General features: G+C 52.4%; 28 protein-coding genes. 8 read left to right on the forward strand and 20 right to left on the reverse strand.

Annotated features, from left to right (window positions below; genetic code table 11):
- Nucleotides 1-17: 17 nt before the first annotated feature.
- The 6 genes from BLR00_RS14715 to tsaB form a co-directional block, all read right to left on the reverse strand.
- On the reverse strand, nt 18-524 hold the full coding sequence (locus BLR00_RS14715) for a TPM domain-containing protein (RefSeq protein ID WP_074633881.1): 507 nt from the start codon (nt 522-524) through the stop codon (nt 18-20).
- Nucleotides 525-1,427 carry a TPM domain-containing protein gene (locus tag BLR00_RS14720; protein ID WP_074633882.1) on the reverse strand — a complete coding sequence of 301 codons (903 nt, stop codon included), beginning with the start codon at nt 1,425-1,427 and terminating at the stop codon, nt 525-527.
- 81 nt (nt 1,428-1,508) lie between these two features.
- Entirely contained in the window at nt 1,509-2,114 is a 606-nt protein-coding gene (locus BLR00_RS14725) for a LemA family protein (RefSeq protein WP_074634347.1), read from the reverse strand.
- Nucleotides 2,115-2,326: 212 nt separating this feature from the next.
- Nucleotides 2,327-3,073 carry a uracil-DNA glycosylase gene (locus BLR00_RS14730; RefSeq protein WP_074633883.1) on the reverse strand — a complete coding sequence of 249 codons (747 nt, stop codon included), beginning with the start codon at nt 3,071-3,073 and terminating at the stop codon, nt 2,327-2,329.
- Nucleotides 3,070-3,531 carry a ribosomal protein S18-alanine N-acetyltransferase gene (rimI, locus tag BLR00_RS14735; protein ID WP_074633884.1) on the reverse strand — a complete coding sequence of 154 codons (462 nt, stop codon included), beginning with the start codon at nt 3,529-3,531 and terminating at the stop codon, nt 3,070-3,072. The genes BLR00_RS14730 and rimI overlap by 4 nt, the downstream gene beginning before the upstream one ends.
- Nucleotides 3,528-4,199 carry a tRNA (adenosine(37)-N6)-threonylcarbamoyltransferase complex dimerization subunit type 1 TsaB gene (gene tsaB, locus BLR00_RS14740; protein ID WP_074633885.1) on the reverse strand — a complete coding sequence of 224 codons (672 nt, stop codon included), beginning with the start codon at nt 4,197-4,199 and terminating at the stop codon, nt 3,528-3,530. The genes rimI and tsaB overlap by 4 nt, the downstream gene beginning before the upstream one ends.
- Nucleotides 4,200-4,330: 131 nt before the next feature.
- On the opposite strand from tsaB, the gene BLR00_RS14745 reads away from it, so the two are divergent.
- Nucleotides 4,331-4,771 carry a host attachment protein gene (locus BLR00_RS14745; protein WP_074633886.1) on the forward strand — a complete coding sequence of 147 codons (441 nt, stop codon included), beginning with the start codon at nt 4,331-4,333 and terminating at the stop codon, nt 4,769-4,771.
- Nucleotides 4,772-4,783: 12 nt separating this feature from the next.
- Here the strand turns inward: BLR00_RS14745 and thpR are convergent, their stop codons facing one another.
- The 7 genes from thpR to BLR00_RS14780 all read right to left on the reverse strand — a co-directional run bounded on the left by thpR (nt 4,784) and on the right by BLR00_RS14780 (nt 10,568).
- Entirely contained in the window at nt 4,784-5,353 is a 570-nt protein-coding gene (thpR, locus tag BLR00_RS14750) for an RNA 2',3'-cyclic phosphodiesterase (protein ID WP_074633887.1), read from the reverse strand.
- Entirely contained in the window at nt 5,340-5,837 is a 498-nt protein-coding gene (ispF, locus tag BLR00_RS14755; RefSeq protein WP_074633888.1) for a 2-C-methyl-D-erythritol 2,4-cyclodiphosphate synthase, read from the reverse strand. Before ispF ends, thpR begins: the two co-directional genes overlap by 14 nt.
- Nucleotides 5,838-6,055: 218 nt before the next feature.
- A complete protein-coding gene (ispD, locus tag BLR00_RS14760) occupies nt 6,056-6,751 on the reverse strand; it encodes a 2-C-methyl-D-erythritol 4-phosphate cytidylyltransferase (protein ID WP_074633889.1) in 696 nt (231 codons plus the stop codon).
- A gap of 94 nt (nt 6,752-6,845) precedes the next feature.
- Nucleotides 6,846-7,601: a cell division protein ZapD gene (gene zapD / locus BLR00_RS14765; protein ID WP_074633890.1), complete on the reverse strand. Its 756-nt coding sequence runs from the start codon at nt 7,599-7,601 to the stop codon at nt 6,846-6,848.
- 127 nt (nt 7,602-7,728) lie between these two features.
- Nucleotides 7,729-8,334, reverse strand: coding sequence for a dephospho-CoA kinase (coaE, locus tag BLR00_RS14770; RefSeq protein ID WP_074633891.1), 606 nt, complete (start codon nt 8,332-8,334; stop codon nt 7,729-7,731).
- A 133-nt stretch (nt 8,335-8,467) separates the two neighbouring features.
- Nucleotides 8,468-9,328: a prepilin peptidase gene (locus BLR00_RS14775; protein WP_074633892.1), complete on the reverse strand. Its 861-nt coding sequence runs from the start codon at nt 9,326-9,328 to the stop codon at nt 8,468-8,470.
- A 22-nt stretch (nt 9,329-9,350) separates the two neighbouring features.
- Nucleotides 9,351-10,568 (reverse strand): HlyC/CorC family transporter, encoded by a 1,218-nt coding sequence (locus BLR00_RS14780; RefSeq protein WP_256324168.1) that lies wholly within the window; start codon nt 10,566-10,568, stop codon nt 9,351-9,353.
- On the opposite strand from BLR00_RS14780, the gene BLR00_RS17120 reads away from it, so the two are divergent.
- Complete coding sequence (locus tag BLR00_RS17120) at nt 10,558-10,722, forward strand: hypothetical protein (RefSeq protein WP_256324169.1); 165 nt, start codon at nt 10,558-10,560, stop codon at nt 10,720-10,722. The genes BLR00_RS14780 and BLR00_RS17120 overlap by 11 nt on opposite strands.
- Nucleotides 10,723-10,950: 228 nt before the next feature.
- On the opposite strand, the gene BLR00_RS14785 is transcribed toward BLR00_RS17120, so the two are convergent.
- A complete protein-coding gene (locus BLR00_RS14785) occupies nt 10,951-11,778 on the reverse strand; it encodes a cytochrome C assembly family protein (RefSeq protein ID WP_074633893.1) in 828 nt (275 codons plus the stop codon).
- A 65-nt stretch (nt 11,779-11,843) separates the two neighbouring features.
- Between BLR00_RS14785 and ffh the strand changes: the two genes are divergently transcribed.
- Nucleotides 11,844-13,193 (forward strand): signal recognition particle protein, encoded by a 1,350-nt coding sequence (gene ffh, locus BLR00_RS14790; protein ID WP_074633894.1) that lies wholly within the window; start codon nt 11,844-11,846, stop codon nt 13,191-13,193.
- 13 nt (nt 13,194-13,206) lie between these two features.
- On the opposite strand, the gene BLR00_RS14795 is transcribed toward ffh, so the two are convergent.
- The 3 genes from BLR00_RS14795 to coaBC are packed head-to-tail and all read right to left on the reverse strand — an operon-like array spanning nt 13,207 to nt 15,411.
- Nucleotides 13,207-13,716, reverse strand: a complete 510-nt coding sequence (locus BLR00_RS14795) for a DUF192 domain-containing protein (RefSeq protein WP_256324170.1) — start codon at nt 13,714-13,716, stop codon at nt 13,207-13,209.
- Between the two features lie 20 nt (nt 13,717-13,736).
- Nucleotides 13,737-14,186: a dUTP diphosphatase gene (gene dut / locus BLR00_RS14800; protein ID WP_074633895.1), complete on the reverse strand. Its 450-nt coding sequence runs from the start codon at nt 14,184-14,186 to the stop codon at nt 13,737-13,739.
- A 16-nt stretch (nt 14,187-14,202) separates the two neighbouring features.
- Entirely contained in the window at nt 14,203-15,411 is a 1,209-nt protein-coding gene (coaBC, locus tag BLR00_RS14805) for a bifunctional phosphopantothenoylcysteine decarboxylase/phosphopantothenate--cysteine ligase CoaBC (protein ID WP_074634350.1), read from the reverse strand.
- A gap of 148 nt (nt 15,412-15,559) precedes the next feature.
- On the opposite strand from coaBC, the gene radC reads away from it, so the two are divergent.
- The 3 genes from radC (at nt 15,560) to rpmG (ending at nt 16,736) form a co-directional block, all read left to right on the forward strand.
- Complete coding sequence (radC, locus tag BLR00_RS14810) at nt 15,560-16,234, forward strand: RadC family protein (RefSeq protein ID WP_074633896.1); 675 nt, start codon at nt 15,560-15,562, stop codon at nt 16,232-16,234.
- A gap of 62 nt (nt 16,235-16,296) precedes the next feature.
- A complete protein-coding gene (gene rpmB, locus BLR00_RS14815) occupies nt 16,297-16,533 on the forward strand; it encodes a 50S ribosomal protein L28 (RefSeq protein WP_074633897.1) in 237 nt (78 codons plus the stop codon).
- A 47-nt stretch (nt 16,534-16,580) separates the two neighbouring features.
- Nucleotides 16,581-16,736 (forward strand): 50S ribosomal protein L33, encoded by a 156-nt coding sequence (gene rpmG, locus BLR00_RS14820; RefSeq protein ID WP_004176237.1) that lies wholly within the window; start codon nt 16,581-16,583, stop codon nt 16,734-16,736.
- Nucleotides 16,737-16,862: 126 nt separating this feature from the next.
- Here the strand turns inward: rpmG and BLR00_RS14825 are convergent, their stop codons facing one another.
- A complete protein-coding gene (locus BLR00_RS14825) occupies nt 16,863-18,029 on the reverse strand; it encodes a DesA family fatty acid desaturase (RefSeq protein ID WP_074633898.1) in 1,167 nt (388 codons plus the stop codon).
- Between the two features lie 202 nt (nt 18,030-18,231).
- Nucleotides 18,232-18,528 (reverse strand): hypothetical protein, encoded by a 297-nt coding sequence (locus tag BLR00_RS14830; protein ID WP_074633899.1) that lies wholly within the window; start codon nt 18,526-18,528, stop codon nt 18,232-18,234.
- A gap of 349 nt (nt 18,529-18,877) precedes the next feature.
- Here BLR00_RS14830 and BLR00_RS14835 point away from each other — a divergent pair, with 349 nt between their 5' ends.
- Both BLR00_RS14835 and BLR00_RS14840 read left to right on the forward strand, forming a co-directional pair.
- Nucleotides 18,878-19,852 (forward strand): CHAD domain-containing protein, encoded by a 975-nt coding sequence (locus tag BLR00_RS14835; protein ID WP_074633900.1) that lies wholly within the window; start codon nt 18,878-18,880, stop codon nt 19,850-19,852.
- A gap of 181 nt (nt 19,853-20,033) precedes the next feature.
- Nucleotides 20,034-20,393 (forward strand): EF-hand domain-containing protein, encoded by a 360-nt coding sequence (locus tag BLR00_RS14840; protein WP_074633901.1) that lies wholly within the window; start codon nt 20,034-20,036, stop codon nt 20,391-20,393.
- 47 nt (nt 20,394-20,440) lie between these two features.
- Here the strand turns inward: BLR00_RS14840 and BLR00_RS14845 are convergent, their stop codons facing one another.
- Complete coding sequence (locus tag BLR00_RS14845) at nt 20,441-20,923, reverse strand: YihY/virulence factor BrkB family protein (protein WP_081346790.1); 483 nt, start codon at nt 20,921-20,923, stop codon at nt 20,441-20,443.
- Nucleotides 20,924-20,987 lie beyond the last annotated feature (64 nt).

Genomic DNA, 20,987 nt, shown 5'->3' on the forward strand with positions numbered 1-20,987 from the left:
GTTTAGCCCGGATACCGCTACAAAATAACCGGTGTATCGGGCAGTTCGTTCTCTCTTCCTGCCCGCTCTTTCTCTGGCCGGAAATGCTTTTGCAGATGGTTACCCACAGCGGCGATTCCGGCGACTACCCCTGATTCAAAATGGCCCTGACGAAAAGCCGTCTCCATTTCGCGGCAGATTTTTTCCCACTCCTCAGCGCTAACTTTGACGTTAATCCCCCGATCTGCAACGATCTCAACGTCGCGGTCCGCGAGCAGCAGGTAAACCAGCACACCGTTGTTATGCTCGGTGTCCCAAACACGGAGTTGGGAAAATACCTCTACCGCCCGCGCCCGCGCCGGCTGATCTCTAAGCAAAGGCACGGTATCCAATGCTGCCTCCACTGCAAAGCAGACTTCACCCTCATGACTGATTTCCGACTGCTTGATGGCTTGCTCGATGGCTGCCAGGGAAGCATGGGGAAACAAGCGCCGCACCATCGCACGACCCGTAAGGAAATGCCGCAGTATGCGTGTAAGATTCATTTACCATCTCCCTGAGGCGCCACCACCGCCAAAACCACCCCCTCCTCCTCCCCCAAAGCCGCCCCCTCCACCAAATCCACCTCCGCCGCTCCTGCCGCCCATTCCACCAAACCCACCGGGAGGCCAGCCACCCCGTCCGCCTCTGGCAATTCCCCCACCCGCGTTACCAAACAGACTTATAGAGAACGCGAGAAAAGCGATAATCAAGGCAGCAATTATCGAAGAAAAAACGAGCCAGCCAATGAAGCCCCCCGCTACACTCATTATGGTGGCGCCAATGAAACGCCCAAATAGGGATTGCAGTACTCTGCCGGCTACGATAAGTGCAATAAAAATGAGAAAAACATTGTCCAGAACAATATCCATCCCTGCCGGAGCGCCATTGCCACGCCTGGGTTGCGGCGGAGGCAATGGTTCTCCTTCGATTACCCCAATTATTTTCTCGATTCCCGCATTGATGCCACCCGCGAAATCTCCCTGCCGGAGCCTGGGAACCATTATTTCTTCGATGATACGCTTCGCCATGGCATCCGGCAGCACACCCTCCAATCCATAACCCACCTCGATCCGCAACGCCCTGTCTTGCTTCGCAATGACCAGCAGGATGCCGTCATCCACGCCTTTTCGCCCCAGTTTCCAGTTCTCCGCAACTCGAATCGAATACTGTTCGACAGTTTCGGGATGCGTGGTAGAAACGGCCAACACCGCGATCTGGCTGCCTTTTTTTGCCTCGAATGCAGCCAGTTTCTGCTCCAGCTGCGCGGCCTGATTCGCGGTGAGTGTTCCGGTCAGATCGGTAACACGGGATTTGAAAGGCGGAACCGCCACTTCTGCCGCTGATAAGGAAGCAGAAAGAAGCAATACGATTAACGTGAGGGCCTTTCCCCAAGTTTGAATCATCATCCTAGGTCCCTAAATCCCTTATGGGTCATGGGTGGTCAACCGCCAAGTTCTGATAGCGAACCCATTGAGACGCAATTTCTATTATTTTGCCGGCGATGGTGTGCTGAAATCCACCTTGGGAGCGGAGGAAATTTCTTTCTCATTCTCTACGGTGAAGCCTGGCTTCACCTGAAAACCAAACACCATTGCGGTGAGATTGCTGGGGAATGAGCGCACCACCACGTTGTATTCCTGGACCGCCTTGATGTAACGGTTGCGGGCCACCGTGATACGGTTTTCGGTACCTTCCAGCTGGGCCTGCAATTCACGGAAATTAGCATCCGATTTAAGTTGTGGATAATTCTCCGCCACTACCAGTAAGCGCGATAGGGCGCCCGACAATTCTCCCTGGGCGCTTTGAAATCTGGCAAATGCTTCCGGATTGTTGATCAGCTCCGGGGTGGCCTGGATGCTGCCCACTTTGGAACGGGCATTCGTCACCCCCAGCAGCACATCTTTTTCCTGTGCGGCGAAACCCTTCACCACATTTACAAGGTTGGGAACCAGATCAGCGCGGCGCTGATACTGATTCAGAACTTCCGACCAGCCCGCCTTGATCTGTTCATCGGTAGACTGCAGTGTGTTGTAGCCACAGCCGCTTAAAGTAAGCGTAAGAAGCAATGTCAGGGACAACAGCAAATTATGCATGGCATTCTTCCTGAAAGAATTGGGTTTGAGGAACCTCCGGTCAAGTTCCGGCGAGCTCTCCAGCAACATGATCCATAGGGGCTTTTCCGAGATCCACTGATTGTAAATGGGGATTAAACAGCAGATTGCAAGGGAACTTGGCATAAGCCTCCGTTGGTGCGGCGACATATGTCCCCTCGGCACATAAACGTCGGCAATGCGCTCACATTGGCTTACCCGGAAGCTCCCAGGCCTTGCATGGTACTTCTGGCAAAACACAAATCCTCCCAGACCTTTGCCTTGTCGGCAAGCGTACGCAGCAGATAAGCCGGGTGATAGGTGACAATAACAGGGATACCGGAATGCTCGTGCAACCTTCCGCGCAGACTGGCGATAGCGGCATCGGTATGCAGCAGGTTCTGCGCAGCGACTTTTCCCAGCGCAATGATGAGCTTTGGCTTGATCAAGCCGATTTGCCGCTCAAGATAGGGTGCGCACTGCCCCGCCTCATCGGGACTGGGATTTCTATTGCCCGGTGGACGGCATTTCACGATATTGGTGATATAAACATCCCGGCCGCGCTCCAGATTGATCGCCGCCAGCATATTATCCAGCAATTTTCCGGACGGTCCGACGAAGGGCTCTCCCCTGGCATCCTCCTCGGCACCCGGCCCTTCGCCTACGCATAGCCAATCGGCATTTTTGTCGCCTACGCCGGGTACGGTGCGGGATCGAGACCGGCAGAGCGGACACGCAATGCAACCCTCTACGCTTATCTTCAGCTCATCCCAGCCCATTCGCAGGATTTTCGAACGACGCTCTTCCGCAGCGTCAGTCGGGTGACTGACAACCTGTTCGCTGGACTCGACCAGTGCGGCAGGATCTTCCCCGGAAGCTCTGGCACGCCACAATGGAGTCAAACCCAGCTCCTTGAGTATTTCGTTGCGTCTGGCCCGCCTGGAATAGCCGGTCGCGGTCACAATATCAACTCCATGACGATGGAGTCCTCGCGTCCGCCCATCGCAGGATAATAATCCCTGCGTTTGCCGATCTGCCTGAACCCTATCCGCTCATACAGCCGGGCAGCCGCACGATTGGACTCTCGCACATCCAGAAACATCGAGCGCGCGCACTGGTCCCTGGCAATGCAAATAAAATACTGCAACAATTTCTCGCCCCAACCCTTCCGTTGCGATCCCGCGGCGACGCTAAGCGTTAGTAAATGGGCTTCTTCGGGTCCGATTATCATCACACCGTAGCCAAAAAGATGCCCATTCTGCTCCAGCACCAGGCAATGATAGCCGGAATCGATCGAATCGCTGAAATTGCCGCGCGTCCAGGGAAAGAGAAAAACCTCCCGCTCGATTGCCACGACCGCATCCAGGTCCGTCATCAACATTCGCCTGATTTGGGGCATTTCCCGCAATTGAGCGCTCATCGTTCTTTTTCCTTCAGGGCCACCTTGTTACGGACATAAAGTGGCGTGGCATCAGCGGGGTCTACACCCAGTCCCTTCGCAAATCTCGGCTCAGCCAGTTGAATCATTTCGCGTGCATGAGGCCAGAGATCGCCAATGACGTGCTTGATACAGCCATCGTAGCGGGTGCGCAATGCTTCGCCATACATGGAAAAACCGCTGCCGCAACCCATCCAGCTCCTTCCACGTACTAATGGCGCTTGCTGTGGCGGGCATAGCGTCGGCCCACTCACCGGTTGCCACCCGTCGACCGTTTTTGTATAAGCGGCATGATAAATCTCGCTCATACGGGCGTCGAGCGCCGCAATCACGTTATTGCCCCCCGCTGCTTCCGCCAATGCTTCCAATGTGCATATACCGATTACCGGCAGATCCGCGCCAAAAGCCAGCCCCTGCGCCACTCCGCAAGCGATGCGCAAACCCGTGAAAGAGCCTGGCCCAGCGCCAAAGGCAATCCCATCCAATTGTGCCAGCGTCAGTCCGGTTTCGCCCAGCATTTGCCGCAGCATCGGCAAGATCAGTTCGGAATGCCGCTGTTCCGCGAGAATCTCCCGGCTGAGTATTTCGCCATCCAGCCATACTGCAATCGAACAGTACTCGGTAGAAGTATCAAGAGCGAGAATTTTCAAAGAGGCTGATCGAATGAGTAGGAAGGATTATAATGGGCTGGAGCAACACCCTTTCCGGCGGAAACTTATGTCGAGAATTCATTGTCCATTATTACGGCAATGTTACTTTAACATCATCTCAGGGAGGAGTCATGAGCATCACGTGGATACTCGTTGCAAATGCAAGCGCAGCCTATCTCTACGCAAATTGCGGGCCCAAAAAAGGACTACAGAAACTCAAAGAATTCAAACATGACGCCAGCAGGGAAAAAGGGCAGGATCTGGTATCCGACCGCCCCGGACACAACAAAAGTCACGGTAATGGCCGTGGCTCCTACATACCCGCCACTGATCCAAAACAAAACCAGGCGCAGAATTTTGCCCTTCAGCTAGCCAGGGAACTCGAGCAAGGGCGTACAACCAATAGCTACCAGCGTCTTATCCTGGTGGTATCAGCGCCGTTCATGGGACTCGTCAACGGCAGCTTGGGAAGCCATGTGCGTACCCTGGTAAGCGACACCTTCGAGAAGGACTACACCAAAACCAGCGAAAAAAATCTGACAAGGCATCTGGAAAGCTGCATTTATCTCTGATACGTGGCGTAGTCATGCCAAAGGCCAGCGGCGGATGGGAGTATATACCGGTCCGCTGCTGGTCTGCTCCGATTTGACCAGCATCCATTCACGCACCTGCCAGGCTATAGGCTCCGCCAATTCAGGCAAGGTCTGGCACGAAGCATCCCTCATCAACGTAATATGGGGTTTATAAGCTCGTTGCTCCAATGTGAACCCGGCGGTGGATAGCGCATTCTCTAGAGCACTCACCAGATCGATAAGTTTTGGAGGAATCCCGCCCGTCGCCGCGTATAAGATGCGATTACGTTTCCAGTAGCGAATTTCTTCCACGGCAAAATCAAATGCGCTCGTGCCGGAATCTTTAATTCTGTCGGCTGCCAGACATAGCGTTTCCAGCTTGCTGGCACCCACTTCCCCCACAAATACCAGGGTGAGATGAATATTTTCTGCTTTAGTTTTCCGTCCGACGCAGAGTGCTTCCCCTCGCAACTGTTCCGCCAACCCTGCCAATTGCTTCCGCGCCGCATCGTCCGGCCATATGGCAAAGAAAACCCGGGTTGTTCCTTCGCTGATATCCGGATTGCTCTCAGTTGTCCGCATCGTCCATTCGGGTAATCAGGCATACCGCCTCCGCTTCTATCCCCTCACCCCTGCCAACCGGACCCAGGCGCTCGGCGGTTTTGGCCTTGACGTTGACATCCCCTGTCCGCATGCGAAGATCCTGTGCGATATTGGTCACCATGGCGGGAATATGCGGCGACATTTTTGGTGCCTGAGCGATGATCGTGGCATCGATATTTATCACTTCATAATGATGCTCCGCCAGCAGACGGGAAACATTTTGCAATAACACGCGACTGTCGATGTTCTTGTAACGCGGATCGGTATCCGAAAAGTGCCTGCCGATATCACCCAGCGCCGCGGCACCCAGCAACGCATCGCAGATCGCATGCAGTAACACGTCCGCATCGGAATGCCCGAGCAGACCTTTTTCATAGGGAATGGCCACGCCGCCGATGATAAGTTTACGGCCTTCGACCAATTGATGTACATCAAAACCCTGTCCGATTCTAACCTTGCTCACTCTTTTCCCTCTCTTTTTATCTCTTATTGATCCAGCGGGCACAATACAAACGTCATACCGGCGAAAGCCGGTATCCAGTGACGTTCAAGGCACGCCACTGTTGGTTTGGACTGGATTCCGGGTCAAGCCCGGAATGACGAAATTCATGGTATTTTCTCGCCTGTCGATAGTGAATCTTAAAGCTTATACCGCTCATAGCACTCCTGCGGCCACACTACTCAGGGATTTCTCAGTATCAACTCCGCCAGCGCAAGATCCTGAGGATAGGTCACTTTCAGATTGCGTGCATCGCTTAGAACCAGCTTGGGATGCAAGCCCAGCGCTTCAATCGCCCCGGCATCGTCGGTCATGGTTACGCCACCCATCATGCTCAACGCTTCCACGAGCAACTTATAACGGAACATCTGTGGCGTTTGCGCCTGCCATAGATTTTCCCTGGATTCGGTATACTCAACCCGCCTGCTGGCATCGCCGCGTTTTAACGTATCCGCCACCGGCACCGCGAGCAACCCCCCCACCTCATCATCAGCCAGTTCATCCAGCAGCTTGTCGAGTTGCATCTCAGCTAAACAGGGCCGCGCTGCGTCATGCACCAGCACCCAGTCGTCATCGCCAATGGACGAGACTCCTCGTGCCGCCTTCAGGCCATTGAGCACGCTTTCAGCGCGCGTGGCACCGCCACATTCAAGTACCTCCAGTTTGCCGGAGAAGTCTGACCAGTCATGCCGCAACCATTCCTCATCGCCGGGCGCAAGCACGACGAATACGCAGGTGATCCGTGATGAGCTGCACAAGATTCTCAAGGCATGATATATCATGGGCTTGCCAGCCAACGACAGATACTGCTTGGGAAGCTCGTCTCCCATACGTGAGCCGGAGCCAGCTGCGGGAATTAGTGCAAAAAAATTGGGCATTGCATCGTGAAATAGCGCGGAATCAATCGATCAAATCCGGTAAAAAACAGCGCCTCCACCCTCGCGGGGATTGTTACCATGATTACCAGGCAGATTATAAATTACAATAAGTCAGCTCAAACTTTACATCATCATCGTATATCTTGGTTTTTTGCCTGGAACCGGAGATGACGAAACGAATGTTAAGTGCATATTTATTGGCACTGATTTCAGGAACACAAGGCAAACCCTCGTCTACCTTCAGGCACAGCATATGCGCCACCCGTGCGGATCCCATTTGCTGAAACACACCATGGCGGGCGATATGCGGAAAAGTCTTGCCGCTGCACCGTAGCAGGTTCAAAACAATACTGAAGGCTTCCTCCAGTGGCAGCATCGGCGCCACCCACTCGTTGAGATCATTACGGCGCAGGATGGGATCCAGATGCAGCCAATAGTGATAAGACGGCAGATCGAATTCACATGCCCCACCCGGTATTCCCATACGCTGCTTGATACTCATCAGCCATTCATCTTCACGCATATGTTCCCCGATTTTTCCCGCCATGTTGAGCATGCTGTGGGATGCTGCCTGGATGTTACTCAGCACTTCGTTCAACGCACCTTCGGAAATATCCGGACTTTTACGCATGGTTTCCAATGCCTGCTTTTGGCGCTCCAGCTCCTGCAATAATTCCGACTTCATATCAGCGCGGCTCGTTACATCGAGTATTTCAAACAAGGTAACAAGCGCGGAGTGGTGCTCAATGGCTTCGTCCCTGGCCGAAAAGAAGGCTACCTTGTCAAACAAATCCTCGAGCCGCAGCAAGGTGCGAATGCGCTCATTAAGGGGATGTTCGTAGCAAATCACGATAGTAAGCCAAGGGGCGGGGTTGATGCGGGACAAGACATGTGATATTGCCCTATGAAACAGAATTTTACAATCAGAATTGGCATTAAAATTGCTCTGTAATGAAAGGAAAATGATCGCTTAAAAATCAACCTTTGCTCGCCAAAGCGAGATATTTTTTGTGCAGCGCATCCACCTGTTGCCGGAGATGCAACACATCCGCATCATTGGCAATCACATCATCCGCTCGCCGTAATCGTTCCTGACGTGAGAGCTGGCTGGCCATAATGGCATGCACAGTCTGCTCATCCATTCCCGTGCGGGCCATGGCACGAGCGATCTGCTCATGTTCGTTGCAATCCACTACCAGGATACGCTGGATCATTTCACGGTAGCCGCCTGTTTCCAGCAGCAACGGCACAACGACTATTCCGTAGGGGGCGGAGAAAAGTGCAGCACGGCGAGCCACTTCAATACGAATAAGAGGGTGGAGAATCGCCTCAAGCTCTCGCCGCCAGCCGTCGTCGGAGAAAACCAGAGTCCGCATTTCTTTCCGGTCCAGCGCACCTTCAGCGGTAATGAATTTCCCGGTAAATATTTTCCGAATGGCCGGAATCGCGGCGCCCTGTGGCTGGGTAAGTTCATGCGCGATCGCATCGGTATCAACCACGTCGGCACCCAGCAATGCAAAGAATTTCGCGGCGGTAGTTTTGCCGCTCCCGATTCCTCCAGTTAAACCTATTATCAAAGACATAAATCAAACCTAAATCCGGCAGTTGACCGCTTATTTTGTCAGTCTATAACTATGATTCGTAAAAAACTTTTGCACCATTTATTCTCGCCTTTTGGGTAAGTCCGCTACGAGGCGTCTAATTACCGGACTTAGGTTAAAATAAATCAAGATAGGCGCTATTGATCTGATTTCCCCAGAACAAGGCAACGAAGCCGCCGCCAACCAGATACGGCCCGAACGGAATGGGAACGTGACGCCCGTGCTTTGCGATCACTATCAGTCCGATACCTGCTATGGCTCCCACCAGGGAAGAAAACAGAATGACCAGTGGCAGCATTTGCCATCCGAGCCACGCGCCGATCACGGCAAGCAATTTGAAATCGCCATACCCCATGCCTTCCCTGCCGGTAATAAGTTTGAAGCACCAGTATACCGACCACAGCGCAAGATAACCGGCAACGGCACCGATAACTGCGGAGCGGATGTCGGTGAAACCATCGCCCAGATTGACCAGTAATCCTCCCCACAGCAAAGGTAACGTAATGTCGTTGGGGAGTAGCTGCGTATCCATGTCGATGAATGCTAGCGCCATCATTGCCCAGGCAAAAACCAACGCCGCGAAAGCAGCAAAGCCATAGCCGAAATGCCAGGCTATGAAACCACTGATAAAGGCGGTTAAAACCTCAACAACAGGATAACGCGTGGAAATGGAAGTATGGCATTGGGAGCAGCGGCCTCCTAAAAACACGTAACTCACTACTGGAATATTCTCGAGGGCGGTTATTTTGTGTCCGCAATGAGGACAAGCGGAACGCGGAATAACGATATTGAATGGGGACTCCACCTCAACCGGTTCCCCACGCAACTCGGCGCATTGCCGCCGCCATTCCCGTTCCATCATTTTCGGCAAACGGTAAATAACGACATTCAAAAAACTGCCCACCATCAGACCAGCGATGGAGCAAAGCGAAATAAAAAAAACTGGAGAGTATTGCAATAGGTAATTAAATGACATCAAAATCGCGGCGTCAGAATTGCTAATCCGTGACCGGCTCCCCAGTTCCTGCAGCTGCCGTCAGACTGGGGAAAATTCGGACTACCTTGACCACCCGATCCTGAGTCTGGAGGATTTCCATTGGATAATCCGCTATTTTCAGACTGGTGCCGGCCTCAGGGATATCCTGGAAGTGTTCCAGAATGAGGCCATTAAGGGTCTTAGGGCCGCCGAGAGGCAGCTGTAACCCCAGCTTTCGATTAAGATCGCGCAGCAGGCTGCTGCCTTCCACTATGACACTGCCATTCTCCTCCTGTTTCACCAATATACGTGCTTGTGTCGGTGCGTGTGTGGTGAATTCCCCGATAATTTCTTCGACGATATCCTCCAGCGCCACCAGTCCCATCCATTCGCCATACTCATCCACGATGAGGCCAACGCGCTCGCGGTTTTCCTGGAACAATTGCAGTTGCGAAAACAGGGGCGTGCCGGACGGAATAAAGTAGGGCTCGCGCATGATTTTCTCCAGTATCGCGGCGGTAATCTCGCCGCTTCTCATCTGGTTCAGTACTTTGCGCACATGAATGATACCGGTCACGTTGTCCGGCGTTCCCCGGTATACCGGCAGACGGGTGTGATGGCAGGTTAACAGTTGATTGTGGATGGTTTCATCGTCGGCGCCCAGATCTATCGCTTCGATCTGACCGCGCGGTACCATGACGTCGTCAACGGTGACGGTCTCAAGGTCAAACAGATTGAGCAGCATACTTTGGTGTTTTTTACGAATGAAGTGTCCCGCTTCCAGTACCAGTGTTTTGAGCTCTTCCAGGCTGACTGTTTGCGCGGCGCTATCCTCCCTGGGCTTCAGGCGCAAAATAGTGAGCAGCGCCTGCACGAACAGGTTGACGAACCATACCACGGGGTAGACAACTTTCAGCAATGGGGTCAAGACGTAACTCGACGCCAGCGCGATGCGCTCGGGGTAGGCAGCGGCGATCACCTTGGGGGTAATTTCGCTGAACACCAGGATGGCGAAGGTCACGCATATCGTTCCGATAAACAGGGCCAGATCGTTCTGCCCGAAGAAATTCGAGATAATCACCGCAACCAGCGTCGCGGCCGCGGCATTCAACAAATTATTGCCAAGCAGAATCACGCCCAGAAGTCTGTCGGTATTCAGCAATAGTTGAGAGGTCAGGCGAGCGCCATGGTGTCCCTCTTTTGCAAGATGTTTCAACCGGTAACGGTTGATGGCCATCATGCTGGTTTCAGAAAGGGAAAAAAAAGCGGATAGAATCAATAAAACAACCAGTGCCACTAGCAGCACATACAACGGCATGTCTTCCAAAAACGCCTCTATGCAAGTAGAAAAAATTCAGAATTGGAGGGTACTGATCAAAAATTCGACTGCCTGAAATTTTTGACGATCGGTAGATCCATCTAAACCCGTTTCCCTGCGCACTGTGTACCTGGCAGCCTATCGGACTTAAAGGAAATCAACTGCAAAAGCAGCCCTAAAGCATCTGGCCGGCCCATGGTTCGCCGCTTTTCAGTCGATAGAATAACTATTGGCCTTCAAAATCGTCAAAACCTGTCCTCGCCCAGTCACTTTTTCGCTTCGATTCTTCAAGTCCGACAGGCCGCTAGCGCTGCAGTATCACTTCCAGTACAAATTTACTGCCGAGATAGGCCAGCAGCAGAATAATGAATCCAGCCAGTGTCCAGCGGATAGCGATGCGTCCGCGCCAGCCGTAAAGCTGCCTACCCGTTAGCAGCGCGGCGAAAACACCCCAGGATATGATACCAAACAGAGTCTTGTGGGTGAATTTGAGCGGCTGACCGAATACTTCCTCCGAGAAAATAATGCCACTGAGGAGCGTCAGCGTGAGCAGTATGAATCCCACCCAGATGACACGGAACAACAATTTCTCCATCGTAAGAAGCGGGGGCAGATTGGCCAGCACCGATGGCATTGACGGATGATGCAGGCGACGCTCCACCACCGCCATCAGCAACGCATGGAGGGCGGCAATGGTCAGCAGACTGTATGCCAGCATGGCGATGGAGATGTGAGCCTTGAAAGCGGGTAATTCCGTATTGGCCAGAGGACGCAGCGATGGAAACGCCAGGGGCAGCAGCACCGCCACCGCTGCCACCGGCGCCACCAGGGTCTGCAATCCTTCCAGACGATAGAAGAAACCGGACAGCCAGTAAATCGTGGCGGTAAGCCATACGATGGACGAAACCGCGCTGCCCACGCCAAAATTCAATCCGGCGCCAGAGAATACGGACTGATAAAGCGTATAGCCGTGCAGCAGCAGTGGCACAAGAATGGCGTAACGTTCCCATCCCGCAGCTATAATGATGTCGCCTGATGATCGTACGGGGGCATTCCATCTGGTGCGCCAGAAATGCCAGCCAATCAGACCATAAAGCAGACAAGCGGCAACATAGGCTAGAATAACGGACATTGACATTGCGGACTAAAGCGGAATTCCGGCTAGTCTACACCAATTTTTCTTGAGGGGCATTTAGCATGTTCGACAATCTTACCAACCGGCTTTCCGTTGTTATCAAAACCCTGCGGGGCGAAGCACGGCTGACTGAAGCCAACATCCAGGACGCATTGCGTGAAGTGCGCATGGCGCTCCTGGAGGCCGATGTGGCCTTACCGGTGGTTAAGGAATTTATTGCGCGCGTCAAGGAAAAAGCTGTCGGCAAGGAAGTCATGAGCAGTCTCTCACCGGGACAGGCGCTGGTGGGTGTGGTACATCAGGAACTTATCGCCATCATGGGAGGAGAAAAGGCCGATATCAACCTGGCGACCGTACCGCCGGCAGTTATCCTCATGGCGGGACTGCAGGGCGCCGGCAAGACGACCAGCAGCGGTAAACTCGCGAAATGGTTGATGGAGCAGAAGAAGAAAAAGGTATTACTGGTTTCCTGCGACACTTATCGTCCCGCCGCCATTCAGCAACTGGAACTGCTGGCAAATCAAACCGGCACGGACTTCTTTCCTGTCCACGCGGGGCAGCAACCAAAAGAAATTGCCGCCGCTGCCCTGGATTTTGCTCGCCGGCACTTCCACGATGTCATGATTGTGGATACCGCTGGACGATTGGCTATCGACGAAGCCATGATGGAGGAAATCAGAGAGCTGGAAACGCTGCTGAAGCCTATCGAAACGCTATTCGTGGTGGATGCAATGCAAGGGCAGGACGCGGTCAATACCGCAAAAGCATTTGCCGAGGCGTTGCCTTTGACAGGGGTCATCCTCACCAAGCTTGATGGCGATGCCCGGGGTGGAGCTGCACTGTCCGTGCTTCAGGTCACCGGCAAGCCCATAAAATTTGCCGGCGTAGCTGAAAAAATGACCGGGTTGGAGGCATTTCATCCAGATCGCATGGCGTCACGCATTCTCGGCATGGGAGACGTGCTGGGATTGATTGAGGAAGCCCAGCGCGGCGTGGATCAGCAAGAGGCCGAGAAGCTGGCCAAGAAGATAAAATCGGGCAAGAGCTTCGATCTGAACGATTTTAAAATGCAGTTTCAACAAATGAAAAATATGGGCGGCATGAGCGCCATGATGGACAAATTACCCGCACAATTGACTCAAGCTGCGCAGAAGGTAAAAATGGACGACAAGGTCATGGGGCGCACCGAGGGCATCATCAATGCCATGACGCCGCAAGAGCGACTCAAACCGGAAATTCTGAAGGCGTCACGCAAGCGTCGCATCGCCACAGGAGCGGGCGTCCCGGTACAGGAAGTGAACCGCCTGCTGGCGCAATTCGAACAAACGCAGAAGATGATGAAAATGATGAATAAAGGCGGGATGGCAAAAATGCTGCGAGGGATGAAGGGAATGCTGCCGGGAATGCGGTAAAGACACGTTTCGCTTACTCCGCTGCCGGTACCTTTTCGAGCCCCATCACCTGTGCGCCTGCTGTAATATTTCTTGTCTTGAACCAGCCACGATTCATTTCCAGCGCATATTTTGCCGCACCGGCGGAACTATGCGCTGTTTTAGTGTTGGGCGCCATATCGGCAATATTGAGAATCACCCCTTTTCCATCGATAAAAGCGACGCTCAATGGAATATCGGTATTCATCATCCACATACTCTGCCGGCCAATATAGGAAAACACAAATAGCATCCCGTTATTCTCACCCATCGACTGTCGAAACATCAGTCCTTGCGAACGGGTATCATGGGTGTGCGCAACTTCCGCGGAAACAGTATGGCCTGAAATCCTGAGTTGGCTTACCGGCATTTCGGCATGAGCGGCCGCCGGCAAAAGAAAAACAAAAAGAATTGCAAGAATGCGTATTAACCTGAACCGGGCAGCTGCAGAGGATTTGTCCGGGAAAGTAAAAGTCAAATAGCGCAAGAAGTGCTGGCGAACCATGGCGCGCAACCGAAGCCGGTTCAATGCTTGCCGGTACTGCCGAAACCATTCGCACCCCGGTGACTCAGCTCAAAGTCATTAACCACGTTAAAATCCACCTGCACCACCGGCACCACTACAAGTTGGGCGATGCGCTCCAGCGGATTCAGCGGAAAAGGGCTATGTCCGCGATTCCAGCAGGACACGAATATCTGCCCCTGGTAATCGGAATCGATAAGACCGACCAGATTCCCCAGGACAATGCCATGCTTGTGACCCAGCCCGGAGCGCGGAAGCACCATCGCGGTAAGCCCAGGATCAGCAAGATGGACGGCGATGCCGGTGGGGATAAGATTGGCCTCACCAGGTTCGATGGTCATTACATGATCAATGCACGCCCGCAAATCCAGACCCGCGGAACCGGAGGTCGCGTAAGCCGGCAACTGATTTTTCAAACGTGGATCGAGAATTTTGATGTCAATTTTTATCATGTCAGCCTGTCTGGATTTATTTTTCGGTTTGTTTCTCGTACAACGATGCAATATGTTTAATCAACCGTCGCGCTTGCTCAATTTTCGGCGCTTTCGGCAGATTATTTTTGCCGTCGTTATCAAATAAAGTCAACATACTTTCATCGGAACCGATGGTATCCTGAGCCAGATTGGCGGCGAGTAGCGGCAGTTTTTTCTTGCGCCGCTTGGCTTCGGCATTTCTTTCCAGATCTTCGGTCTCTGCCGCAAAGCCCACGCAAAAAGGGGGTTGGGGCAGGGTTGCGACATACTCCAGGATATCAGGGTTAGGTATGAATTCCAGCGTGATACCGCTTTCCGTTTTTTTTGTTTTCTGTTTATTCGTATTGATGGCACGGTAATCCGCCACCGCCGCGACGCTCACAAAAATATCGATGCGGGAGATCTCTTTTTTTACAGCCGCCAGCATATCCCGTGCGCTCACCACATTGACGAGCCTGGCCGCCACGGGAGCTTCCAGGCACACTGGACCGGAAATAAGCGTGACTTCCGCTCCCGCTTCGAGCGCCGCGCGGGCCACCGCGTAACCCATTTTTCCCGAACTTAAGTTAGTGATGCCTCTGACCGCGTCGATAGCTTCGTAGGTAGGTCCCGCGGTAACGAGCACGCGCTTGCCTTGCAGCAGCTTTGGCTGAAAAAAAGCACATATTGTTTCAGCAAGCTCAGGCGCTTCCAGCATGCGGCCCATGCCGATCTCACCGCAGGCCTGGACGCCGCTGGCGGGACCGAGTATCGTCACCCCGTCGCGCTTTAGCGTAAAAATATTACGCTGAGTCGCGGGATTTTCCCACATTTGCCGATTCATGGCGGGGGCAATCATCAACGGACAATCGCGCGCAAGGCACAGCGTCGAGAGTAGATCATCGGCAAGTCCACAGGCAAGCTTGGCAATAAAATCCGCGCTGGCGGGAGCGACAAGAATGGCATCAACGTTGCGCGAAAGATCAATATGAGCCATGCTGCTGGCAATGCTGGTGTCCCAAAGATCCGTGAATACCTGTTTACCGGTTAACGCCTGTAACGTCGCGGTACCCACGAAATGCCGGGCTGACTCGGTCATTACCGCTTGCACATCCATGCCTTCATGTATCAGAAGGCGTGCGAGTTCCGCTGCTTTGTATGCGGCCACACCACCGGTCAGCCCCAGCAGCAGACGCCTGTCAGTGGCCAAGGATGTGTCGGTCATAAGCACGTGGAATGAAATCATTTCGATAGAGAAACAGGAGTTTAACCTAAAAACGGCGTGTTATTAAGGGGAATGGTCTCCCTCCGAGAAGATCGCCTTTCCGGTTCCAATTCAACTTTGCTGTACTTCTGCCGTTACCCATTACATTATGGCAATTCCAGACTGGCCCGAATCCGAACGTCCGCGCGAAAAACTCCTGAAGAACGGAGCGACGAATCTTTCCGATGCCGAACTCCTGGCGATATTCCTGAGAACGGGTATAAAGGGAAAAAGCGCCGTGGATCTGGCGCGTGAATTACTCAAGCATTTTGACGGTTTAACAGGTCTGTTTGCCGCGAATCAAGTTATTTTTTGCCAGGTGCCTGGAATGGGGCCAGCCAAATACGCCCAGCTACAGGCAGTACTGGAAATGGCGCGGCGCGCCCTGGAAGAAAAACTGAAAACGGGTGACACCATGAGTTCGCCAAAATCAGTGCGCGATTATTTGCGCCTGAGTCTTGAAGGCAAGAAGCACGAAATTTTTATCGGCATTTTTCTCGATTCCCAGAATCGCACTATTGCAGCCGAGGAGCTGTTCAATGGCACGCTCACCCAGACCAGCGTATACCCGCGAGAGGTGGTAAAGCGGGCGCTGCACCATAACGCCGCCGCTATTATCTTTGCCCACAATCATCCTTCTGGTGTGGCGGAACCGAGTCAAGCCGATGAGATCCTGACCCAATCGCTCAAGCAAGCGCTTGCGCTGGTGGATGTAAAGGTCCTGGATCATTTTATAATTGGCGGCGGAACAGCCATGTCGTTCGCCGAGCGAGGATTGATTTGATTTGAGAAAATCTTTGAAATCGGGATATAATAGGCGTTTTTCGAACTCTGGAGTGGCTTATCATGGCACGCGTATGTGAAGTAACCGGCAAGAAACCGATGACTGGCCACCATGTTTCCCACGCTAACAACAAGACCAAGCGGCGCTTTCTACCTAATTTGCAGCGTCGCCGATTCTGGGTGGAAAGCGAGAATCGCTGGATCAGCCTGCGCCTGTCGAACGTGGCGCTGCGGACAATAGATAAGAACGGTATTGACGCGGTACTGACCGATATGCGTGCCCGCGGCGACCGCATTTAAAAACATCATGAAGCGCTATTCAGGCTTCGGCATCTAAGGACATCATTATGCGGGAAAAAATAAAACTTGAATCTTCGGCTGGCACTGGTCATTTCTATACCACCACTAAGAATAAACGCACCACGCCGGAAAAATTAGAGATTCTGAAGTTTGATCCGGTAGCGCGAAAGCACGTCAAATACAAGGAAATCAAACTCAAATAGGACTTTCATAACAGCGGGACCCGGCTGCCTATAATGATATCTCCGGCAAAAACCCGGAGTCCCAAATAAAAAACCCGCTATTAGCGGGTTTTTTATTTGGATCCATACCTCTCTGCTTTTAATTTCTCAGGCGTAGCAACGTAACCTGCGGGAGAAGTTTTGCAGCACCTCGATGCCACTTTCCTCGGCACGGTGACACCAGTCCTCTAATTGCTTGACCAGCTCATCTTTGGATGTCGTGGAGCGTTGCCATACCGCCATAAGCTCTTCACGCATTGTATAGACCTTGTCGAGGGTGATAGTTTTGCTCAGCACCAGACTCAACTTGGCGCGCTCGTCTTCTTGCAGGGTTCTGGAGTCGGCAAGTACCCATCGTTTAAGCGTGGGTCGATCCACACCGAGATTCGTAGCCGCTTCCTTCAGATGGTCGACTTCCTTGGCCAGTGTTTGCTTGAGCGATTGAGCATACTTTGCAAGTACTTCATAGCGGTGAGAAATGACCGCTTGCAGCGTATCGAGATCACATGTTGTCTTGGCCGCATCAAGGCGCAGTTTGGGGGCCACTTTCTTCACCTGGGCCAATCCCATCGATTGCAGAATACATATGTACATCCAGCCGATGTCGAACTCGTACCATTTATTGGATAATCGCGCGGAAGTCGCATAAGCATGATGATTATTATGCAATTCCTCCCCGCCAATGAGGATACCCCAGGGAACAATATTGCGGCTGGCATCCTCTGCCTGGAAAGTGCGATATCCCCAGAAGTGTCCAATTCCGTTGATGACACCGGCAGCCATGATCGGCGCCCAGGCCATCTGTATCGCCCAGATCGTAAGCCCCATGGTTCCGAACAGAATGAAATTGATGATCAGCATCAGCGCGACACCCTTGCGGCTTTGACCGGAGTAGACATTGCGCTCCAGCCAGTCATCCGGTGTACCGTGACCATATCTTTCGAGGGTTTCCAGATTCTTGGCTTCTTTCCGGTAGAGTTCCGATCCTTCCCTCAGTACTTTATTGATACCCAATACTTGGGGGCTATGGGGATCGTCAGCAGTTTCGCACTTGGCATGATGCTTACGGTGTATCGCTGTCCATTCCTTGGTGACCATGCCGGTAGTGAGCCATAGCCAGAAACGGAAAAAATGGCTGGGCAGCGGATGCAGCTCCAGAGAACGGTGAGCCTGATGGCGATGAAGATAGATTGTGATGCTGGCAATAGTGATATGAGTGAGAGCCAGAATAACTACGATATAACCCCACCACGGTAAATCAATAAGACCAGTCACAGTGAAATCCTTTTAGAAAATTTCCAGAGAGAAGGGATACAGCAATTTAAAGGGAAACTAACGTTTAGTCAAGAGATTATACTTCATAAAATATAGTGTGGTGCATCTACTTCTGACACAAAAAGACGGGGCGCAATGCAGCACTTGTCCGGACACTTGGAAGAACGACTTGGCGATCAGAATTTGGCACAAATCCCGGCTCCTACCGCCGCTTCTTACCAATTCCGGGGGGAACATCCGATGGGATGCCTCTGCGCTCGGTATCCTTCAGTCCACGCTCAATGTCTTCTACGGCCTGTTTTACCGTATCCCGCGATTCCTGATGTGCCGTGGCGGAAGCAGTACTTGCCGAGCCGGTCGTCTCGTCTCGATCATGAGGCAATAATAATTCTCTCTTCTCCTGTTTTGGAGAAGGAGGCTTTATCACATCTTCGGCTTTCTTCTTCGCATCAGCGTAAGCTTGTTGCTGGCGCGGATTCTTACTTTTCCGGATAGTCATGTCCTTACTCAGATCGCGGGAATGTTGGATAGTTCAGATTGCACTTCTTAAATAGCAGATTATTATCTTAGTAGTTGCGCAAAATCTATCTGCATCGATATCGTTATATTTGCTTTAGTGTCCTGCGGCGCATTTGTCCGAGTGCATCCGGCTTTTGCAGCGAGCTTCCTTTAAGCCGACTGGCTGGCAGCCAATAACTTCTTGCCAGGATATGTTAAATTGGGACCATTGATGGATCTAATGAATTTTAAGGAGCACCTGGAGTGAATATCAGGCATGGCAGCCCGAAAGAAGCGGAAGAAGCGTTGACCAACAGTGCCGCCGGGCGCTACACCCGCCAATACAAGCGATGAAGCGTGCCTTGCAGACCGCTCGCTCCGCTACATCGGGTAATCCCGCTTACGGAATGCTGCACACAGCAATCAGTGAAGCATTGAAGCACCTGAAGGCGCCGCCGCCCATTTCGGATGAATCAATTCACGACGCACGCAAGTCTCTGAAGAAAGCACGCGCGGCACTGCGGTTATTGCAGGACGGAATGAGCAAGCACACTTATGAAGCGGGAAACTCCGGGCTCAGGGATGCAGGTCGCTTCCTGTCGCCGTTCCGTGATGCAAGATCATTAATTGACGCCTTCGATTCGCTGCATGACCGGTACGGCGACAAGCTGCAAGGCGTGAACCTTGCTCCCCTTCAGAAAATATTGCACGCAAATCTGACAAAGGCTCGACGCCATTTTCTACACACGCCAACCGAGCTGAAGAATTGTATCCGGCTACTTAAAGACTGCACCACCTTGGCAAAAAAGGAGGAATTTTCGTCTATTGATTCCGAAACCATCGAAAAGGGGTTACGGCGCATCTATCGGAAGGGTTGCGAAGCACGCGCTGAAGCTGATACGGCCCGAACACCGGAAGCGCTCCATGAATGGCGAAAGCAGGTGAAATATTTGCTGAATACGGTGGAGGCCCTTCATCCTCACGAGAAGAGGGGTGTAGTAAAAATCTTGAAATGGATTGATCAATTGGCTGACTACCTGGGAAACGATCACGACCTTGCCATGCTTTCACAGGAAATTGCGCGGGGAACTTATGCATCAGTTAATTCCGAGGTGATAAAAACGCTGCATGGATTAATTGACCGGCGCCGGACAAAACTACAGAAAAAAGCGTTCAGTTTGGGAAAAAAACTTTATGACTGGAAACCTAAACGATTTACGCAACGTATATTGAAACAGATATCTCCAGCATCCCCAACCGCTGCGGCACCCTCAGTCATAAAATCATCTCCCACGAATGACCGACAACAAAAAGCCAGCGGTTGACCACTCCTTTTTAAGAAGACCCATAGAGATCTGACATCATTTGACGCTTGAGTTCGCTGCCGGATTCGGGATAAAAGAAATTGTGGCTTGATCTCCGCCTTAGTGGGCTTCCGCACCGAAATTCTTGATGTGTTCACGTAAAATTTTTTGTAGCAATTTTGCCACGCCAAGGAGAAGTGCCATGAAACTTTCAATGCCATCGGCCCGATCACTAGCGTTTGCTGGCGCACTGATCTTCATGGGAACTGGTTTGACTCATGCCCAGCCCGTCGGGGGGCAATCCCCTCAAGGACAGAACAGGTCCGTAATCGGTCAGCCTCCATTAGGTCAGAACAGCTCCATTATTGGCCAACCCCCTGGGGGACAAAGCGGCACCAGGCCGATACAGCCGAATTATCCAAATACCGGTTCAGCGATCGGGAGTGATCCCGTAAAAGACAAACTGAACCAGACAAACCGGGAAGCCGCTGACCTGGATCGCGACGGCAGGATTAGTCCGGAAGAGGCCGCCAGAATGCCGGGAATACCCGCGTCACGATAAGCTGCTACTGAGGACACTATTTCCATGTTTATCCGCCCAGGGCCACCTCATGGCGGCAATTGGCCCCGGCTGCGCCATGTTTCTGCTACTTCCGTTCTAGCCGGCCGTGATGCGCTCGGCATTTCAGATTGCGCCGATTCTTTTCTCGACCCGTGCGCACCAACATATACCCAGGTGAATTCAGCCCCCAGTAAAAAGATCTGAGCCGAATAATAGACCCACACCAGTACTACCACGAGCAAACCTGCTGCACCAAATCCCGAGCTAACGGCGCTTTTCCCAATATAGATACCTATCAGAAGTTTTCCCACCGTAAACAATAATGCGGTTACGGTTGCACCGGCCCAGACATCCTGCCAATGAATCTTGACTCGCGGCATAAATTTGTAAAGCATCGCGAACATGACGGTCATTAAGGCAAAGCTGAACAAAAAATTCAGCGCGGTCGCCCATATTTCAAGACTTGCAAAATAGGGTCCCCACCATTTCCCTAATGCGGCCATCGCAGCGCTGAATACGAGCGATACCATCGTCAGGAAACCTATTCCGAGTATTATTCCGAAGGACAGTAGCCGGGATCAGATCAGCGATGCG

It is taken from the genome of Nitrosospira multiformis, assembly GCF_900103165.1.
GTDB lineage: Bacteria > Pseudomonadota > Gammaproteobacteria > Burkholderiales > Nitrosomonadaceae > Nitrosospira > Nitrosospira multiformis_D.

Coding starts and splice junctions, on each gene's coding strand:
- BLR00_RS14715 (WP_074633881.1), bottom strand. CDS start 524: ATGAATCTTACACGCATACTGCGGCATTTCCTTACGGGTCGTGCGATG.
- BLR00_RS14720 (WP_074633882.1), bottom strand. CDS start 1,427: ATGATGATTCAAACTTGGGGAAAGGCCCTCACGTTAATCGTATTGCTT.
- BLR00_RS14725 (WP_074634347.1), bottom strand. CDS start 2,114: ATGCATAATTTGCTGTTGTCCCTGACATTGCTTCTTACGCTTACTTTA.
- rimI (WP_074633884.1), bottom strand. CDS start 3,531: ATGAGCGCTCAATTGCGGGAAATGCCCCAAATCAGGCGAATGTTGATG.
- BLR00_RS14745 (WP_074633886.1), top strand. CDS start 4,331: ATGAGCATCACGTGGATACTCGTTGCAAATGCAAGCGCAGCCTATCTC.
- thpR (WP_074633887.1), bottom strand. CDS start 5,353: ATGCGGACAACTGAGAGCAATCCGGATATCAGCGAAGGAACAACCCGG.
- ispD (WP_074633889.1), bottom strand. CDS start 6,751: ATGCCCAATTTTTTTGCACTAATTCCCGCAGCTGGCTCCGGCTCACGT.
- coaE (WP_074633891.1), bottom strand. CDS start 8,334: ATGTCTTTGATAATAGGTTTAACTGGAGGAATCGGGAGCGGCAAAACT.
- BLR00_RS14775 (WP_074633892.1), bottom strand. CDS start 9,328: ATGTCATTTAATTACCTATTGCAATACTCTCCAGTTTTTTTTATTTCG.
- BLR00_RS17120 (WP_256324169.1), top strand. CDS start 10,558: ATGGCCATCATGCTGGTTTCAGAAAGGGAAAAAAAAGCGGATAGAATC.
- BLR00_RS14780 (WP_256324168.1), bottom strand. CDS start 10,568: ATGATGGCCATCAACCGTTACCGGTTGAAACATCTTGCAAAAGAGGGA.
- BLR00_RS14785 (WP_074633893.1), bottom strand. CDS start 11,778: ATGTCCGTTATTCTAGCCTATGTTGCCGCTTGTCTGCTTTATGGTCTG.
- ffh (WP_074633894.1), top strand. CDS start 11,844: ATGTTCGACAATCTTACCAACCGGCTTTCCGTTGTTATCAAAACCCTG.
- BLR00_RS14795 (WP_256324170.1), bottom strand. CDS start 13,716: ATGGTTCGCCAGCACTTCTTGCGCTATTTGACTTTTACTTTCCCGGAC.
- dut (WP_074633895.1), bottom strand. CDS start 14,186: ATGATAAAAATTGACATCAAAATTCTCGATCCACGTTTGAAAAATCAG.
- coaBC (WP_074634350.1), bottom strand. CDS start 15,411: ATGACCGACACATCCTTGGCCACTGACAGGCGTCTGCTGCTGGGGCTG.
- radC (WP_074633896.1), top strand. CDS start 15,560: ATGGCAATTCCAGACTGGCCCGAATCCGAACGTCCGCGCGAAAAACTC.
- rpmB (WP_074633897.1), top strand. CDS start 16,297: ATGGCACGCGTATGTGAAGTAACCGGCAAGAAACCGATGACTGGCCAC.
- rpmG (WP_004176237.1), top strand. CDS start 16,581: ATGCGGGAAAAAATAAAACTTGAATCTTCGGCTGGCACTGGTCATTTC.
- BLR00_RS14830 (WP_074633899.1), bottom strand. CDS start 18,528: ATGACTATCCGGAAAAGTAAGAATCCGCGCCAGCAACAAGCTTACGCT.
- BLR00_RS14835 (WP_074633900.1), top strand. CDS start 18,878: ATGAAGCGTGCCTTGCAGACCGCTCGCTCCGCTACATCGGGTAATCCC.
- BLR00_RS14840 (WP_074633901.1), top strand. CDS start 20,034: ATGAAACTTTCAATGCCATCGGCCCGATCACTAGCGTTTGCTGGCGCA.
- BLR00_RS14845 (WP_081346790.1), bottom strand. CDS start 20,923: ATGGTATCGCTCGTATTCAGCGCTGCGATGGCCGCATTAGGGAAATGG.